Genomic DNA, 16,346 nt, shown 5'->3' on the forward strand with positions numbered 1-16,346 from the left:
GGTCAGCCCGTCGGTGCGGGCGCCAGCGTCGAGGTCGGCCTGCTTGACCCAGTCACGCACCGCGGTCTCGGTCAGGTCGAAATCCTGGCTGACCTGCCGAAGAGTGCGATCACCGCGCTGGCACAACTCAACGATCTCAGCCTTGAACTCCGGCGTGAACGAACGCCGAGGCCGCGGCCGCTTCTTCCCCATGCTCTCCATGATGATGGACATCCTCCCGGAGACCCCAGGTCCCCTGATCTCGGATGTCCGTCAAAACGGGGCAGGCCCAGCCACGATCGCATCGGCGAGACGTTTCCGGGCCGCGACCACGCCGGTCTTCGCGGCGGCGACGATCCGGGCGGCTTCCTCGTCCCGCGCGTCGGTGACTGCTGACCGCGCGACCTCATATGCCCTGACCGCTGCTGCCAGGTCGTCTGCCATCTGACGATCGTTCGATCGTCGATCATGGCCAACTAGAACAGGCCATCGGAACTGCCGATGAGCGGGCACACCGACTAGCGTGCACACATGGCCGAGTCTTCGGACCTCTCGAGTCCGGCTTCGCGTCGGGAGGCGCTCCGGATGGTTGACGTAGATGATCCTGGCCCTTACCACGCGATGCTCCGAGAGATCTTCGACCACGAAAGGGCGTGGCGCGAAGGCCCGGACGTGGGCGAGAGCGACGAGTACGAGCAGGTCTACGTAACGGCCTTCCTTCTGTTCCTTATCGGCGATCCCGCGGACTAGCCCCGCCTGTATGGGGCGAAGTTCCGCACGGGCGACATGGACCTGGGCATCGGCTTCGACGCCCAGGCCATCTTCGGAGCGGGCCGGGGCGACACGCTTCAGTGGCTCCTGGAGAACGGATACACCGACGAGCACGCGCGTCTGTCTGAGTGGTTGTCGCAGTCGGAAGACCCGAAGATCGAAGACTGGGCTCGGCACGTGCGCGGTTACTTCTACTCGCCGGACGGCGTGCTGCTCGTGGATCCGCTCTAGATACGCCCTGGCCAGCAGGGTCCGTCCGCTCTTGCCGCCGATCGGGTGTCACAGTTCGTCACGAGCAGTCCGTGCAGCGAACACCCGGCCCTGCCGATGAGCGGGGGTGTCATCGACGGTCTGCTCGCCAGGCTTGCCATCCTGGCGTGACGGCGTGCCGCTACATCCTCGGGTTCGTGCGCGACACTAGGCTCGTGGATCAACCGCTGAAGGTGCTGTGGTCGCGGCTTCTGCGCCTGCGTTCGAGCGCGGTGGCGTTGGCGGCGGCGTCCGGTGCCCTTGTCGTAGCGGAGCGGCACTCGCGTCTGGTTCGACTGGACCCCCAGACCGGAGCGCCGTTATGGGAGCAGGGCGTTGTGGACTGCTGGGGCACTACCGTTATCGCGGGGAACCGCTGTCTCTATCTGAGTCAGGCTGGGGTCCTGCATTGTTTCGACTTGCACAGCGGGCAGCGGACGTGGTCGACATCGATGCTGCGCCTGCGCCACCACATCAGTGTTAGTGGATCTGTTGCTTTCCTGGGCGGGTGGCGCGGATACCATCCGCTGATACGGGTGGATTTGGCGAACGGCGAGCTTCTTCCGGGTCAGTTCCCGGGACCCGCGTCGGACAGCAGCTTGGCCTGGCCGTTGCCCGTACGGCTGGACGCGGAGCGGGGCTGCACGACCGATGCGATCCTCATCGCGACTGCCAGTGAGGCGGCACTGCTGCTGTTGGACGCTCAAACCGGCGCTATCAGAGGTCAGTGGTCGCTGCCGGCGCCGGTGCGCTTTCCCGACTCCGGCATCGCCTTTAGCGCCGGCGAAGACGGCCGCATTGTCTTTCTCAGCGGTAGCCGCACCGTGATGGCCCTGCACCCAGCCGGCGGCGTGGAGATCCTGTGGCGGCACGAGCGTGACCTGCCATCGCTGCCGCCGATCCTCACCGGTCGAACGTTGTGGCTGGCCGAAGACACCTGCGTCACGATCATCGATCTCGACCGCAGGGCCCGTACAGAGGTAATGCATCTCGCGCACGGTGCTACCAGTGAGGGTGTCCCCGTCTCCGGAGGTGCACTCTTCGTCCGCGCCGGTAACCAACTCATCATGGTGAACCAGGCCGGGGAAATCGCCGCTTGCGTGCGACTGCCGGCACGCATCGACCGGCTACTTCCCAACGGTCGATCCCTGGTACACGCCATCGGCAAAGGCCACCTCACCACGATCGAGATCTCGACCACACCGACGTGAGCTCGACCGATGCGGCTGCGGGAGCCAGCGCTGGTGCCGACCAATGCACTGGTCCGGCAGCTCACGATCGGTCCGCGGTCGGCGGCCCGGTGCGAGCCCGGTTTGGGGGAGCATGTTGGGAGCAGCGGGGTGCCCTGAACGGCCTTGAACTGCGTGCAACGGCATCGAACGGCGCTCAACTGCACCCACCCCATCCTGCGGCTCCACGTTGCCGCAGGTCAGAGTCGGTGCGGCGTCCTGGTTCACACCGAAGAGGTCGCTGGTTCGATACCAGCATCGCCCACCCTTAGTTTGTGCAGGTCAGAAGCCCGTTACCGAGGCAGTCGGTAACGGGCTTTGCCGTGAGTGCCACTTACATTGGGAGCAGATTGGAAGCAGCGCGCGCCTGCGTCTCGGCGCGACCGGCGTCCACATCCCGAGGGTGCCGCCGGGTACCGGCTCGCAGGCGGACTGATGGCAGCCGGTTCGGTGGTCCGCCCCACTCGCCAGATCTTTGCGGCTCGTCGGACTTGCCAGCGCCGACGGATTGACGGCAGCTGACTACGGATCAGAAGGTTAGGGGTTCGAGTCCCTTCGGGCGTACAAACAATCAAGGCCGTGACCTGCGGAAACAAGGGTCACGGCCTTTTTGTTTCCCATTTCCGACCCCGGAATCTGCAGTGGATTCCGGTGTTGAGCAGGACTTCAATCACCCGACTCGAGGCCGGACCCGCATCCCATCCCGGTTACTTTCCGTGACGTTGGCAGGGTCTTTGTCGTCCCGGTAGGGGCCGTCACGGGGCCGTGTATGCCAGTGCGTGGTGCGGAGGCCGGCGGGCGGGACTGAGGGGCGTGACCCGCCGGGCCAAGGTCTCCCATGATCGTGTCCAGGAATGCCGTGCCGGCTACGACAGCTGAGCCTGATACTGCAGACAACCCCATAGATTGACGTCTGGTTGGCCGGCGACAGGGAACGCAAGCTCGGCGGGACGAATCGTTCATCCCCTGGAGCTCTCGTGCCGCACTTCCCTGGTCCTGTCGCGTTGCTGTCCGCCACCATTCTGACCCTGGTAACGGCCTGCTCGGGTGCCGTGCGGCAGCCGACCGGTCAGGCCGGCGGCCGGGTGGTCTTCGCGACCGATAAGGAGCCGGAGTGCTTCGACACGCAGGTGTCGCAGTCGGATATCTCCGGGGTGCTGATGCGCAACGTCTTCGACTCCTTGGTCAGCCGTGGGCAGGACGGGGAGTTCAAGCCCTGGCTAGCCAGCAAGTGGTCATTGTCGGCGGACGAGCTGACCTACACCTTCACGCTGCGCGAGGGTGTGAAGTTTTCCGACGGTACGCCGTTCGACGCCGCTGCCGTGAAGGCCAACTACGACCGGATCGTTGCCCCTGCTACCAAATCGAAGTACGCCGCGGGATTGCTCGGGCCGTACGCGGGGACGACCGTGATCGACCCGCTGACCGTAGCCGTCCGGTTCACCCGCCCCTTCGCATCGTTCCTGACCGCCGCCAGTACGTCGTACCTCGGGATCCGCTCGCCCAAGGCGATCGCGGCCGACCTCTGCGCGGGCAGCCCGGCCCAGCAGGTGGGGACCGGACCGTTCCTCTTCGCCTCCTACACCCGCGGCCAGCAGGTCGTGCTCACGCGGAACCCGTCGTACAACTCGGCACCGGCCACCGCGGCGCATACCGGCCCAGCGAACCTGTCCGAGCTGGTCTTCCGGTTCGTCGCTGAGGACACCGTGCGAGTAGGGAGTGTGACGAGCGGCCAGGCGGACATCGCAGATCGGGTGCCGCCGAACCAGGTCGGCACCCTGAAGAACAACGCCACTGTCCAGCTCACGAGCAGCAACACCCCAGGTCTGGGATACCAGTACTTCCTCAACACCCAGTCGCCACTCTTCGCCGATCGCCGGGTCCGCCTCGCCGTCCAGCAGGCCTTCGATGTCGACCGGGCCGTCAAGGCCGTCTACTTCGGGGAGTACGAGCGGGCGTGGAGTCCGCTGAGCCCTGCTACGGAGGCGTACGACGCCAGTCTGGTGAATTCGTTCAAGTACGACCCCGCTGCCGCAGCTGTGCTCCTCGACCAGGCGGGGTACACCGGCAGAGACGCGCAAGGCTTCCGTACCAAGGCCGGTCGCCGGCTGACCGCCACCTTGCTCTATGTACCGCTGTACACACCTGAGGACCGCCGGACCCTCGACCAGGCGCTGCAGGGTGACCTGAAGAAGGTGGGGATCGAACTCAAGCTCGTACCGATGGAAGCCGCCGCCTACGAGCCGGTCCGCAACGCCGGCGAGTACGACGTGATCGCCTTCGCCTGGGGTGGTTCGAACCCTGACCTGCTCCGGACGATGTTCGACTCGAAGAACTTCTTCGATGCCGGCGGCAACAATGCATGCCGGTTCACCGACCGGGCGGTCGACGACTGGCTGGCAGCGGCCGCCGCGAGCACGGATCCGGTTGCCCGCAAAGATCTGTACGGCAAGGCACAGCGCCGGATCATCGACGAGGGCGTCTCGCTGCCGACAGCGGTGTCCGAGCGGCAGTTGGCCGTCCGGTCCGCGATCACCGGTCTGACCTTCGACGCCAACGGCTGGCCCTTGTTCTATGACGTCGAGCGCAGCTGATGATCGCCCTGATCCTCCGCCGAGTACTGGCCGGAGTCGCCGTGATGTGGGTCGCGGCGACGCTGACCTTCGCCGCCCTCCGAGGTGTCCGGGGCGATCCGGTGGCCGCGGTACTGGGTCCCGGTGCCCTGGTCACCCCGGAGGTGCGGGCGCAGATCGTCAGCGAGTACGGCTTCGACCAGCCACTCGTCGTTCAGTACCTGCGCTGGTTGAGCCGGCTGGTCAGTGGGGATCTCGGCTGGTCCTATCAGCTCGGCCAGCCGGTCACCGAGGTGCTGCGTGGTCAGCTCGGCCCAACGGCTGAACTGGCAATCGCTGCGACGATCACGGCGGTGCTGGCTGCCGTCGTCCTCGCGCTGCTCACGGCCGGACGTGGACGGACGACAAGGTCGCTGGCGTCGATGGCCGAGTTGTCAGCGGTCTCGGTGCCGACCTTCTGGCTCGGTCTGGTGGCGCTGACATTCTTCTCGTTCCGCTGGCAGCTCTTTCCCGCAACCGGGGCGGGCAGCCTCAGCGCGCTGATCCTCCCGGCGGTGGTCCTCGCCGTACCGGTCGCCGGTGTGCTGACTCAGGTGCTGCGCGAGGGCCTGGAGACGGCACTCGCCCAGCCGTTCGCGCTGAGCGTGCGGATGCGGGGGATCGGGCCGGTCGCATTGATCGGACGGCACGCTCTCCGCCACGCCTGCATCTCGTTGGCCACGATGACCGGCTGGGTCCTCGGCAGTCTCTTCGGCGGCGCAGTGCTCACCGAAACGGTCTTCGCCCGCCCTGGCCTCGGCCGCGTCCTGCTGTCGGCGATCACCTCGCGCGACCTGCCCGTCGTCACCGCTGTGGTCCTGCTGGTCGCGGCCGCCTTCACAGTGATCAACCTGCTGGTCGACCTGGCCTACCTCGCCATCGATCCTCGGCTGCGGAGGCGTACCGCATGAGCGGACGAACGCGGAGATCCTGGTCGCCCGCCACATTGGCGGCAGTCGCGACACTTGTGACCATCGTTCTGGCTGCCGTGTGGCCGGAGCTCCTGACGCACCGGGCGCCCGACCCGACCGATCTGGGCGCCACCCTCCAGCCGCCGAACGGCGAGCATCTGTTCGGAACTGACAGGCTGGGGCGTGACGTGTACAGCAGAGTCGTCCATGGTGCCCGGCTCTCCCTTTTGATCGGCCTCGGAGCGACAGCTCTCGGACTGAGCCTGGGCACGCTCCTCGGCGTATTCGCCGGGGCGGGTGGCCGGTGGGCCGACGGAGTCACGATGCGGCTGATCGATGTCCTGTTCGCCGTCCCCGAGCTGCTGGTGGCGTTACTGGCCATCGCCGTCTTCGGCAGCGGCACAGCGAACGTCGTGATCGCGATCGGGCTCGCCTCCGCACCGAGCTATGCCCGGCTGATCCGCTCGCAGGTGCTGACCGTCCGCGAGTCCGAGTTCGTCCAGGCAGCGCGCACGGTGGGGCGGCATCCGCTGCATCTAATCGTTCGGCATGTCATGCCGAACACGCTCGGCCCGGTGCTGGCACTCGCAGCGGTCTCGGCGGGTGGCGCGGTGGTCGCCGGGTCCGCTTTGAGCTACCTGGGTCTCGGGCCACCACCTCCCGCACCGGATTGGGGCAGCATGCTCGCCGACGGACAGAGCTTCCTGCAGACCGCTTGGTGGCTGGTCCTGTTCCCCGGCCTCGCCATCGCCGCCGTCGTGATCAGCGCGAGCGTCGTCGGACGCTCGCTGCGGACCCGGAGCACCTGATGACCGAACTGCTTGACGCCCGCGGACTCACGGTCTCCTTCGACGACCGGGCTGTTGCCCAAGACATCGATCTCCAGCTGGCCGCCGGCGAGTGTCTGGCACTGGTCGGCGAATCGGGATCGGGCAAGTCCGTCACCGCCCGGGCCTTGGTCGGCCTCGCGGGACCGCGGGCCACCGTCACGGCCGAGCGGCTGCAGGTCAGCGGCGAGGACGTCAGCCGGTACGGCGAACGGCAGTGGCGGCGAATCCGCGGCAGCCGGATCGGGTTCGTGCTGCAGGATGCGCTCACCGCGCTTGATCCACTCCGCACCGTCGGTGCCGAGGTGGACGAACCGTTGCGGCTGCACACCCGGCTCGGTCGGACGGCCCGCGATGCCGAGGTCGAGCGGCTGCTCACCGAGTGCGGGATTCCTGATCCGGAGCGGCGCAAGAATCAGTACGCCCACGAACTGTCCGGTGGTCTCCGGCAGCGTGCTCTGATCGCCAGCGCACTCGCTGCCGGTCCGGCACTCCTGATCGCCGACGAGCCGACCACCGCCCTCGACGTGACGGTCCAGCAGCAGATCCTCGACCTGCTCGCCAAGCTCAAGCGGGACGGCCACGGCCTGGTGTTGATCAGCCACGACCTGGCCGTGGTGGCCGAGATCGCTGACCGGATCGCGGTCCTCGATCGTGGCCGCATCGTCGAGCAGGGTCCTGCCCTCGACGTCCTCAGCCGCCCACGACACGAAATGACGCGGGAGCTCCTGGCGGCGATCCCCGGCAACCGGAACGCGAAACCGCGGCAGGTGCACAGACAGGGACCGGCGGTGCTGTCGGTTCGCGGGGTCTCTCATCGGTACCGCGAGCGCTCTGGTCAGTACCGACAGGCGCTGGCCCGGGTCGGCTTCGAGCTGGCTCGCGGCGAGACGCTCGGCGTCGTGGGTGAATCAGGGTCCGGCAAGAGCACCTTGGCGAAGGTGATCCTCGGTCTGCTCCGCCCGGACTCCGGCGATGTCCTCCTCGATGCCGAGCCCTGGAGCAGCATCGGTGAGCGGGACCGGCGCCGCCGACGCCGCGAAGTGCAGTTCGTGCCTCAGAATCCCCTCGGTGCACTCGATCCCCGCTACCGCGTCGGGTCCGTTCTGTCCGAGAGCCTGGCCGCGATCGGCGTACCGCGCAGCGATCGGCTGCAACGAATCGCCGCCCTGCTGGCCGAGGTCGGGCTGCCTCCCGAGCTCGCCGTACGACGTCCGTCCGAGCTGTCCGGCGGTCAGCGCCAGCGCGTCTGCATCGCCCGCGCCCTGGCCACCGACCCGAGGATCCTGGTCTGCGACGAACCGGTGTCCGCGCTCGACGTCCGCACCCAGGCAACCGTGCTCGACCTGCTCGCCGACTTGCGCGACCACCGCGGTCTCGCGCTGGTCTTCATCTCGCACGACCTGGCCGTCGTTCGCGAGATCAGTGATCGCGTGATCGTCATGAAGGACGGCCACATCGTCGAATCCGGACCTGTCGACGATGTCTTCGACCATCCGGAGCACCCCTACGCCAAGGAGCTGGTCGCCGCCACTCCCCGCATCCCAGCCGTGGAGACCCGATGACGCTCGAGATCCGCAGTGGTGTCCGCGGTGCCGCCTTACCCGGTCACGATCCGGGCGAGCGGCAGGCACTCCGGCTCGCCCCGGACACCAGGCAGCGCGACGCGGACCCCGGACACATCATCGCCCAGGCAGTCGAGCACGAGCAGTCCGGCGTCGACAGCGCGCTCGTCGCCCAGTCCAGCTCCTGGCCGGACCCCTGGCTCGTCGCCGCGTGGGCCCTCGCTGCCACGAGCACCTTGCGGCTGGTGCCGGCCCACCGCATCGGGACGACGGCGCCGACTGTGGCGGCCCGTTCGCTCGCGACCCTCCATCGGCTCTCGGGCGGCCGGGCCGGCGTTCACCTCATCCTCGGTTCGAGCGACCTCGAGGTCGGCCGGGACGGCGACAACCTGCCGAAAGAGGTCCGCTATCGGCGGGCGGCCGAGTTCCTGGAGATCTTCACTCGGACCCTGACCAGTCGCGAGCCGTTCGACTTCGACGGCGAGTTCTATCAGGTCCGGGACGCGGTGTCCGGCCTGCCGCCAGTGCGGCCGGAGCTGTCCTTCGCCGGCACCTCACCAGCGGGCATCGCCTTGGCCGGCCGGTATGCCGATGTGTACGGCATACCGACCCAGCCGATCGAGCAGACCCGCGAGCTGATCGCCACGGTGCAGGCAGCAGCCGCCGAACACGACAGCAGGATCCGGATCTGGCGGAACGCCAGCTTCATCCTCGGCGACACCGATGCCGCCGCGGCAGACCATGCCGAACGGCTCGCCGCTCAAGCCGTACACCTCGGCACCCGGCTCGGGCCGGATCCGCTCTGGATCACGCGGCCCGGCCGGATCGCCGTACCGGATGAGCTGGAGCAGGCGATCGCGAACGTGGCCGGACGGGCCGTCGTTGCCTCGCCCGAGACCGCGGCCGAGTTGGGTGCGCAGCTGTGGCGAGCGGGCGTCGACATACTGCAGATCTCGACGCCCCTCGAGACACCCGAGGACCTTCGCCTGCGGCGGCGCCTGATCAGCTCACTGCGCGCCGCCACCGGCGGAGTCAGAGACCCAGCCTCCACGCTCGTACGGTGATGTCGTAAACGGATCCCTTGTCCTTGGTCCACGCCGCCGCGACCTCACCGACAGCCCGGAAGAAGTCTTCCTGCTCGTGATCGGCGACCAACCGGCTGAAGTACGTACCGAATGTCGACGCGTGGAAGTCGGCGTACTGACCTGCCGACTCCGCGACCACCGGCGCCACCCGCTCCTCGACCTCGGCGACCTTGAAGAACCGGCTCAGCTGCTGACCGATGTCAACCGCGGGCCGGGCTCGCACTGCCATCGGTACGACGTCGCCCAGCTCGGCGGGTCGGCCCAGCGCGAGCAAGGCTGCCCGTGCAACGAGATCCTCCGCACCGAATCCGTCATCCTGCACCTGCGGGTGGTGCGTGGTCAGTACGAAGTCGCCGCCGGCAGCGAGGTGCCGAGCGATCCAGCTGTAGAGCAGATGCTCGTCGGGGTACAGCCAGTGCAGCACCGAGGTCATCGTGATCAGGTCGAACCGCTCGACGAGCTGCGGTAGTCGCAGCAGGTCGTCCTGCCAGACCTGCGCGCTCGGCCCGAGCCGATGCTTGGCCTCCTGCACCCGTTCGGGCGATCCGTCGATGCCGAGCAGGTCGAGGTGCCCGGGCCAGCGATCCGTGACCGCCGCCAGGAGCGCGCCGGTGCCACACCCGAGATCGGCGATCCGCCGCGGCCGGCGTTCGACGAGCGACAGCACCCAGTCGTAGTCCTGATGCTGGCGGATCTGGCTGACCTCGTCGTACCCGGCCAGGTCCCTGGCCCGCTGGACGATGCTCATAGCGGCACCTCGATCAGCTGCTCGATCCGGCGGCGAACCTCGGTCTGGTCGTGCCGCTTGAACAGGTTGATCCGGTTCCGCGCCGGATCGCCGCGATGCACCGCCTCGTAGAGATCCTGACGCTGACCGAAACTGTCCGACGTCAGGTCCCACGCGAGCCGGAAGAGCCGGGACTTGGCCTGTACGTCGCGGTTCGCGCCGCGCATGTACCGCTCCAGCAACGGCTTGAGCGACGACTCGATATCGCGCTCGGTGGGCTGCATCAAGATGCCGGATTGTCCGATCCTCCGGACGATGTCCAGGGCCTCACCAGCCACCTCGGCCGCCCAGATCGCCGCGGCGGGCGTCGGCCCGGGGGCGAGCAGCCCGCTGTCGGTGACCCGCGCGGTCGCCTCCCCCGCGGCCAGGAAGTGCCCGAGGATCTCGATGAACGACGTCAGCCGGCCGAGGTCCTCCTGGATGTTGCGGAACGAGTCGACGCCGATCGCCTCGGCCAGCAACGTCCCCACTCCCAGCAGCGTCTTCAACCGCTCCTGATAGCGGACTTGGCCGACGTACTGGCTCCAGGCGTTGATCCGGGTCAGGCCTTCCAGTGCCAGCCGGCCGTCCCGCAGCAGGAACACCCGATCCGCGGGAACCCGGACGTCATCGAAGAACAGCATCGCGTCCTGCTCGTCGTACCGGGATGCGAACGGATGTGCATGCCCGTACGGCGTTCCGCCCAGCGGCTCGCGGCACAGGATTCGCAGCCCCGGCGTGCTCAGCGGGAGCGCGAACCAGATCACCAGGTCCTCGGCGCCCCGACCGGCGAAACTGGCCGACAGGTAGACCAGGACCTCATGGGCGAACGGCGCCAATGTGGTCAACTGCTTGGCGCCCCGGACGATCACGTCGTCACCTTCCCGGCGGACGATCCGCAGCGCCAGGTCGGGATCCTGCACCGGATCGGCACTGCGATCGATCTGCGGGTCGCCGAGCGCGTGGGTCAGCACCAGATCGCGCTCGGCGACGAAGCGGTACCAGCGTTCGGCGTTCTCACCATGCGCCGGATCGTTGGCCGCCAGTCGGTGCCGGAAGTCGTACACGCCCAAGGCGATCGTGGACATGAACGCAGGCACCCGGCCGAGTTGCCCCCACGACTCCCGCATCCACACGGCGGCGTTGCGCCGCAGCGCCCGGAGGTCGGCAAGATCGGCCGGTGGATGGAAGCCTCGGCCGATGCGCAGGCCGGTCGCCGGGTCTTCGACGGTCAGGGTGTCCCGGTGCTCGTCAGCGTGCTGCAGATCGATGAGGCGGCCGAGTTCGTCCAGCAGCGGAGTGAAGGCGGGATGCTCGCCGACGTTCTTCACCTCCTCGCCGTCCAGCCAGACGCTGCGCCCGTCGTTCAGGCTCGCGCGGTAGCGCTCACCGGTCAATGCGCCACGTGGTTCCACAAGCGATGTCAAGGAACTCATGTCGTCGTCTCCAGGTCTGGTCCGAGACACCTGTAGCCGCCGCCGTGGTGGATCAACGGCCGGCCCGGACGGGTCTCCACATCGGTCACGTGGCCGATCAGGATCTGGTGGTCGCCGGCCGGCACCGCCGCGGCGAGCTCACAGGTGAACCAGCTCAGGCAATCCGCGAGGACCGGCGTACCGCCGGTGTCCACGAAGTCGGGCAACGTCTCGTCCGGCCGGTCAGCGGCGGACCGTGCGAAATGCCGTGAAACGTCCGGCTGGCTGTCGTGCAGCACACTGATGCCGAACCGCCGTGTGCTCCGAATGGCCCAGATCAGCGGGCTGTTGGTGCCAATCGCAACGGACACCATCGCGGGTTCGAGCGACAGCGAGCAGAAGGCGGACACGGTCTTGGCCTCCACCTGACCGCGGTACCGGGTGGAGACCACGGTGACGCCCGACGCGAAGGTCCGCGCGGCGGACCGGTAGGCGCTCGAGGTCGGCCAGGTGGTGAGCACGTCGGTCCCGGTCATCGGATCCGCACCTTCCAGTCCTGCAGCCAGCTGTTCACGGCGAGCAGGAAGTCCGCGCCGCCGGTCGGATGCGGAGCCGCGCGCGGTCCGGGCAATGGCATACCGCGGTGCACCAGAGCCTTGACCTTCGCGGGATCCACCAGGTCGAAGACCGGTCCGCCCCGATGCAGCAGGTCGGCCAGCTCCAGCCGCAGCCGATCGCCGTACGCCGTCCCCGCGCTGGCCGGGTAGCCGCTCTTCGGCCGGTTCACCACCTCGTCCGGCAGGAGGTCGGCTGTTGCCTGCCGCAACAATCCCTTGGGCCGGCCACCCGCGTTCTTGAGCGCCCACGGGACGTTCCACAGGTACTCGACCAGGCGGTGGTCGGCGAACGGCACGCGTGCTTCCAGGCCGGTCGCCATACTCATCCGGTCCTTGCGGTCCAGCATGGCCGGCAGCCAACGCGTCAGCGCGAGATAGCTGATCCGCCGGATCCGCGCATCCTCCGTGGCCTCCCCCGGCAACTCCGGTACGGCGGCCAATGCCTCGTGCAACCGATCTCCGGCGTACTGGTCGGGGCGAACCTCCGCCCGGACCTCGTCCCTCAGCAGCGCTGCCGGCGCGGTCTTGCCGGCCGTCCATGGAAAGGCTCCGGTGACCGCCGGGGAATGGAAGTACGGGTAGCCACCGAAGATCTCGTCGGCGACCTCGCCGGTCAGCGCAACCGTCGAATGTGCCCGCACCCCGCGGAACAGCAGGTACAGCGAGACATCCGGCTCGCCCCAGCCGGGCCGGTCGCGAGCCGCGAGACCGATCGATCGGTGCTGTAGCAGCTCGGTCGACGGCACCACGATCCTGGTGTGCTGGGTGCCGACATGCTCGGCAACCAGAGCGGCGTACGGCGAATCACTGGTCGAGTTCCACGCCCCGAGCACCTCCGCGCCTTCATTCTCGGGGAAGTCGACCGCAAAGGTCGCAAGCTTGTCCGGCGAGTACTGAGCGGCCAGCGCAGTCACCGCGCTGGAATCCAACCCGCCGGAGAGCAGCGAGCCGAGCGGAACATCACTGACAAGCTGGCTACGCACCGCCTCCTCCAGCAGCTCTCGGACCGTGCGGACAGTCGTCGGCAGATCGTCGGTGTGCGGATCGCTACTCAAGGCCCAGTAACGGTTCTCACGGACCCCTTGGCGCCCGAACGTCACCGTGTGACCCGGCAGAACCTCGCGGAGGCCGCGGTAAACGGCGTGCCCCGGAGTCGGCGCGGTCGGGACGGCGAACAGCTCAGCGATGCCCTCGGCATCGATCTCGCGCTCGAACAGTGGGTTGGCCAACACGGCTTTGGGCTCTGAACCGAACAGCAGATTATCCGGTGTCGCTGCGTAGTACAGCGGCTTCACGCCGAGCCGGTCACGCACCAGCAGCAGCTCCTCGGAGCCGGCGTCCCAGATGGCGAAGGCGAAGATGCCAAGCAGTCGCTCGGCGACCCCGGCACCCCACTCGAGGTAGCCGGCCAGCACCACCTCAGTATCGGACGCGGTCCGGAAGTAGTGGCCGCGGGCAACCAGCTCGGCACGCAGTTCCCGATAGTTGTAGACCTCGCCGCTGTAGGTGATCACGGCACGTGGCTCGCCGGCCGCGCCCCGTGCCACCATCGGCTGGACGCCACCCGCAAGATCGATGATGGCCAGCCGCCGATGCCCAAGCGCCGCATGCTGCGACAACCAGACACCGCCGTCGTCGGGACCGCGCCGATACAGGGTCTCAGTCATGGCCTCGACCAGGGTGACCTCGCAGCGAAGGTCGCGATCCCAGTCCACCCAGCCGGTCACCCCGCACATGACGACTCCTGTCCCGACGGTTTGGTCGCCTGCCATCGGCACCCCGGGCCGGACGGGTGGTTCAGCAGTTCGAAGGTCGACCGGTAGCCCTTGGCCTCGAGGTTCGCCGAGGTGGCCAGGGTGCAGAACTCGCACGGGGACTTCAGAGTCAGAACCACCCCTCGGGCCCGGGCGCGCTCACGGTAGTCCCAGATCGCACAGTGCGAGATCTCGATCGTTGCCTGCTCGGGCTCTGCTTGCGTCACCGCGTACTCCGAGGCATACAACTCGGCCTGCCGGGCGAAACGGCGGATCGGGTCCGCGGCGCCGCCGCCGAAGTCCGGCTCGACGAGTCGGTAGACCTGCGCGATCGCGTTCGTCCAGCCGGCCAGCCCGTCGTGGCCGAACCGTCCGACGACGAACCGCTCCATCAGTGCCTGGGCCCGGAAGAAGACACGCTGCCAGCCGGCCGGGTCAGGTGCGGACTGGCCGGGCAGGTCGGCGAAGATCTCACCGCGCAGACGCAGCCAGGCCGCGACATCCTCCGCACTGCCGTTCGCTGCCAGGTAGCGGGTCAAGCCCGCCTCTCCCTCGAAGAGGCGCCGTTGCCACAACCTGGTCCGGTGCTCCGCACTGAGACCTTCCGTTTCCAGGACTTTCGCGGACTCGGCCATCTACCCACTCCCCGAGAATTCGCCGTCATGGATTCTTGGCTCGACTCTAGATTTGTGCTGTCCCCCCAACAACGCCGCTGTTTAGACCCCCAATCGGGCACCCTATGACCTCTGGTCATTGGATAACTGCGGATATTGCGAGGCCTTTCGGCAGCGCTTACCGTAACTGCCATGTTCGACAGTTTCACGGACCAGGTGGTCACCACCGCCGAGACCACGATCCGGGTCCGTGTCGCCGGCAGCGGGCCTCCGCTCCTGCTGCTGCACGGCTTCCCGCAGACCCACCTGATGTGGCATCGGGTCGCGCCCGGTCTGGCCGAACACTTCACCGTCGTGGTCACCGATCTGCGTGGGTACGGCGACTCCGGCAAGCCGCCGACGACCGCCGATCACGGGCCCTATTCCAAGCGCGCGATGGCCCGCGATCAGGTCGAGGTCATGCAGCAACTGGGGTTCGACCGCTTCCGGCTGGCCGGTCATGACCGCGGCGCTCGCTGTGCGTACCGACTCGCACTGGATCGTCCGGACGCCGTGGAACGCCTTGCCGTACTGGATATCGTGCCGACCATCGATGCCTTGGAGCGCACGGACCTGGAGGTCGCCAACCTATGGTGGCGCTGGTTCTTCCTCGCCCAGCCGGCGCCGCTGCCGGAGACCCTGATCGCCGCTGATCCCGAAGCCTTCTACTTCGGCCGGCACCACGAGCTCTTCTCGCCGCAGGCGCTGGCCGGATACCGGGCGGCTGTCGCCGACCCGGCGACAATCCATGCCCAGTGCGAGGATTACCGAGCGATGATGACCCTGGATCTCGACCACGACCGAGCCGATCGTGGTCGGTGCCGGATCACCGCCCCACTGCTCACCCTGTGGGGTCGGCGCTCACCGATCGATCGCTGGTTCGATGTCGAAGCGGTCTGGCAGGAATGGGCCACCGATGTCCGTGGTCACGCAATCGACTGCGGACATTTTCTGCCCGAAGAGGCGCCGGACCGGATCGTCAGCGAATTCCTCAATTTTTTCCGCGACTGACGGATCAGCCGGCTGCATCATCCGGCTCGCCGGAGCGGCAAGCGGGAAATACGCACCAGATTTTCGATGAGCGTCCGATCGGCGTCCCGGGCCGGTGTCTGCACCAGGATCAGCGCCTCCGGATCGTCGACGGGCCGGAATGCGAAGAGCTTCAGCTGCAGTCGCCGCCCGGCGACCCGGAGCGAGACCGGCCGCGAGCGCAGGTCATCGACTCCCTGGCACTGCCACCACCCGGACAACTCCGGGAAATCCTCGTTGAGCACGGCATACAGCTCACGGGTCCGCGGATCCTCAGCCCGGCGGGCGGTCTGAGCACGGAACTGCGCCAGGGTGGCCCGAGCCAGCGGTTCCCAACACTCGACGGTCTCCTGCACGTCAGGCGCTCCACCGGCCATGAACCACATCAGGTTCCGCCGGATCGCCGGCACCAGCTCCGGATCGAACCAGACTGCCGCGTACGCCGCATTCCAGGCCGTGATGTCGAAGCGGCAGTCGAGCAGGACCGCTGGACTGGTCTCCCACGAATCCAGCAGCTCTTGAGTGCTGGGCGCGATCTGTTTCTGGTGGTTGACCTCGACCGGCGAGTCGGGCATCAGCCCGGCCAGCGCCAGAAGGTGCCGATACGACGCCGGGCGCAGCCCCAGTGTGCGGGCGACAGAGTCCAGCACCTTCTTCGACGGCACGATCCGGCCCTGCTCGAGCCACGTGTACCACGCGACCCCGACACCTGACAGTGCCGCGACCTCCTCCCGGCGCAGCCCCGGCGTACGGCGCCGGCCGGTGTCCCGCAGCCCGACATCCACCGGATTGCGGCGCTCGCGGTGAGCTCGCAGGAACGCGCCGAGCTCCTTGGGGTGGGTGGGTTTGGCTTGCTCCGTCGTGCTCGTCAAAGGATCCTCCGC

17 protein-coding genes are annotated in these 16,346 nt (G+C 67.8%); 9 read left to right on the top strand and 8 right to left on the bottom strand.

Annotated elements, in window-relative coordinates:
* Both C7C45_RS31695 and C7C45_RS34305 read right to left on the bottom strand, forming a co-directional pair.
* Positions 1-192: helix-turn-helix domain-containing protein (locus C7C45_RS31695; RefSeq protein ID WP_167454896.1), on the bottom strand; the 192-nt coding region annotated here is incomplete at its 3' end.
* Between the two features lie 60 nt (positions 193-252).
* The gene (locus C7C45_RS34305; protein WP_167454897.1) at positions 253-423 is read right to left on the bottom strand and encodes a hypothetical protein; all 171 of its coding nucleotides are present in this window, start codon (positions 421-423) and stop codon (positions 253-255) included.
* Positions 424-510: 87 nt separating this feature from the next.
* Between C7C45_RS34305 and C7C45_RS35340 the strand changes: the two genes are divergently transcribed.
* The 8 genes from C7C45_RS35340 (at position 511) to C7C45_RS31730 (ending at position 9,207) form a co-directional block, all read left to right on the top strand.
* Complete coding sequence (locus C7C45_RS35340; RefSeq protein ID WP_244200670.1) at positions 511-729, top strand: hypothetical protein; 219 nt, start codon at positions 511-513, stop codon at positions 727-729.
* 36 nt (positions 730-765) lie between these two features.
* Positions 766-981 carry a hypothetical protein gene (locus C7C45_RS35345; RefSeq protein WP_244200671.1) on the top strand — a complete coding sequence of 72 codons (216 nt, stop codon included), beginning with the start codon at positions 766-768 and terminating at the stop codon, positions 979-981.
* A 194-nt stretch (positions 982-1,175) separates the two neighbouring features.
* Entirely contained in the window at positions 1,176-2,210 is a 1,035-nt protein-coding gene (locus tag C7C45_RS31705) for an outer membrane protein assembly factor BamB family protein (RefSeq protein WP_167454898.1), read from the top strand.
* Between the two features lie 995 nt (positions 2,211-3,205).
* Positions 3,206-4,822 carry an ABC transporter substrate-binding protein gene (locus C7C45_RS31710; RefSeq protein WP_110568410.1) on the top strand — a complete coding sequence of 539 codons (1,617 nt, stop codon included), beginning with the start codon at positions 3,206-3,208 and terminating at the stop codon, positions 4,820-4,822.
* A complete protein-coding gene (locus C7C45_RS31715; protein ID WP_110568411.1) occupies positions 4,822-5,751 on the top strand; it encodes an ABC transporter permease in 930 nt (309 codons plus the stop codon). Before C7C45_RS31710 ends, C7C45_RS31715 begins: the two co-directional genes overlap by 1 nt.
* 323 nt (positions 5,752-6,074) lie before the next feature.
* On the top strand, positions 6,075-6,560 hold the full coding sequence (locus C7C45_RS35955) for an ABC transporter permease (RefSeq protein WP_244200672.1): 486 nt from the start codon (positions 6,075-6,077) through the stop codon (positions 6,558-6,560).
* On the top strand, positions 6,560-8,143 hold the full coding sequence (locus tag C7C45_RS31725) for a dipeptide ABC transporter ATP-binding protein (protein WP_110568414.1): 1,584 nt from the start codon (positions 6,560-6,562) through the stop codon (positions 8,141-8,143). The genes C7C45_RS35955 and C7C45_RS31725 overlap by 1 nt, the downstream gene beginning before the upstream one ends.
* Positions 8,140-9,207 carry an LLM class flavin-dependent oxidoreductase gene (locus C7C45_RS31730; protein ID WP_110568416.1) on the top strand — a complete coding sequence of 356 codons (1,068 nt, stop codon included), beginning with the start codon at positions 8,140-8,142 and terminating at the stop codon, positions 9,205-9,207. Before C7C45_RS31725 ends, C7C45_RS31730 begins: the two co-directional genes overlap by 4 nt.
* Here C7C45_RS31730 and C7C45_RS31735 read toward each other — a convergent pair.
* From C7C45_RS31735 to C7C45_RS31755, 5 genes are read right to left on the bottom strand one after another with little or no spacing between them, the layout of a single operon-like run.
* Positions 9,176-9,976, bottom strand: coding sequence for a class I SAM-dependent methyltransferase (locus C7C45_RS31735; RefSeq protein ID WP_110568417.1), 801 nt, complete (start codon positions 9,974-9,976; stop codon positions 9,176-9,178). The two genes, C7C45_RS31730 and C7C45_RS31735, sit on opposite strands and share 32 nt — an antisense overlap.
* A complete protein-coding gene (locus tag C7C45_RS31740; RefSeq protein ID WP_110568419.1) occupies positions 9,973-11,430 on the bottom strand; it encodes a 4-hydroxyphenylacetate 3-hydroxylase N-terminal domain-containing protein in 1,458 nt (485 codons plus the stop codon). Before C7C45_RS31740 ends, C7C45_RS31735 begins: the two co-directional genes overlap by 4 nt.
* Positions 11,427-11,945 (bottom strand): flavin reductase family protein, encoded by a 519-nt coding sequence (locus tag C7C45_RS31745; protein ID WP_110568420.1) that lies wholly within the window; start codon positions 11,943-11,945, stop codon positions 11,427-11,429. The genes C7C45_RS31740 and C7C45_RS31745 overlap by 4 nt, the downstream gene beginning before the upstream one ends.
* Positions 11,942-13,762 carry an asparagine synthase (glutamine-hydrolyzing) gene (gene asnB, locus C7C45_RS31750; RefSeq protein ID WP_110568422.1) on the bottom strand — a complete coding sequence of 607 codons (1,821 nt, stop codon included), beginning with the start codon at positions 13,760-13,762 and terminating at the stop codon, positions 11,942-11,944. Before asnB ends, C7C45_RS31745 begins: the two co-directional genes overlap by 4 nt.
* Positions 13,750-14,319 carry a hypothetical protein gene (locus tag C7C45_RS31755; RefSeq protein ID WP_146247468.1) on the bottom strand — a complete coding sequence of 190 codons (570 nt, stop codon included), beginning with the start codon at positions 14,317-14,319 and terminating at the stop codon, positions 13,750-13,752. Before C7C45_RS31755 ends, asnB begins: the two co-directional genes overlap by 13 nt.
* Positions 14,320-14,610: 291 nt before the next feature.
* Here C7C45_RS31755 and C7C45_RS31760 point away from each other — a divergent pair, with 291 nt between their 5' ends.
* Positions 14,611-15,444 (top strand): alpha/beta fold hydrolase, encoded by an 834-nt coding sequence (locus C7C45_RS31760; RefSeq protein ID WP_244200673.1) that lies wholly within the window; start codon positions 14,611-14,613, stop codon positions 15,442-15,444.
* Positions 15,445-15,461: 17 nt separating this feature from the next.
* Here C7C45_RS31760 and C7C45_RS31765 read toward each other — a convergent pair whose 3' ends face one another.
* The gene (locus C7C45_RS31765; RefSeq protein WP_110568428.1) at positions 15,462-16,334 is read right to left on the bottom strand and encodes a helix-turn-helix transcriptional regulator; all 873 of its coding nucleotides are present in this window, start codon (positions 16,332-16,334) and stop codon (positions 15,462-15,464) included.
* Positions 16,335-16,346: the final 12 nt, after the last annotated feature.

The organism is Micromonospora arborensis (assembly GCF_003205615.1).
Classification (GTDB): Bacteria; Actinomycetota; Actinomycetes; order Mycobacteriales; family Micromonosporaceae; genus Micromonospora; species Micromonospora arborensis.

Coding starts and splice junctions, on each gene's coding strand:
- C7C45_RS35345 (WP_244200671.1), top strand. CDS start 766: ATGGACCTGGGCATCGGCTTCGACGCCCAGGCCATCTTCGGAGCGGGC.
- C7C45_RS35955 (WP_244200672.1), top strand. CDS start 6,075: ATGCGGCTGATCGATGTCCTGTTCGCCGTCCCCGAGCTGCTGGTGGCG.
- asnB (WP_110568422.1), bottom strand. CDS start 13,762: ATGTGCGGGGTGACCGGCTGGGTGGACTGGGATCGCGACCTTCGCTGC.
- C7C45_RS31725 (WP_110568414.1), top strand. CDS start 6,560: ATGACCGAACTGCTTGACGCCCGCGGACTCACGGTCTCCTTCGACGAC.
- C7C45_RS31735 (WP_110568417.1), bottom strand. CDS start 9,976: ATGAGCATCGTCCAGCGGGCCAGGGACCTGGCCGGGTACGACGAGGTC.
- C7C45_RS35340 (WP_244200670.1), top strand. CDS start 511: ATGGCCGAGTCTTCGGACCTCTCGAGTCCGGCTTCGCGTCGGGAGGCG.
- C7C45_RS34305 (WP_167454897.1), bottom strand. CDS start 423: ATGGCAGACGACCTGGCAGCAGCGGTCAGGGCATATGAGGTCGCGCGG.
- C7C45_RS31740 (WP_110568419.1), bottom strand. CDS start 11,430: ATGAGTTCCTTGACATCGCTTGTGGAACCACGTGGCGCATTGACCGGT.
- C7C45_RS31745 (WP_110568420.1), bottom strand. CDS start 11,945: ATGACCGGGACCGACGTGCTCACCACCTGGCCGACCTCGAGCGCCTAC.
- C7C45_RS31715 (WP_110568411.1), top strand. CDS start 4,822: ATGATCGCCCTGATCCTCCGCCGAGTACTGGCCGGAGTCGCCGTGATG.
- C7C45_RS31730 (WP_110568416.1), top strand. CDS start 8,140: ATGACGCTCGAGATCCGCAGTGGTGTCCGCGGTGCCGCCTTACCCGGT.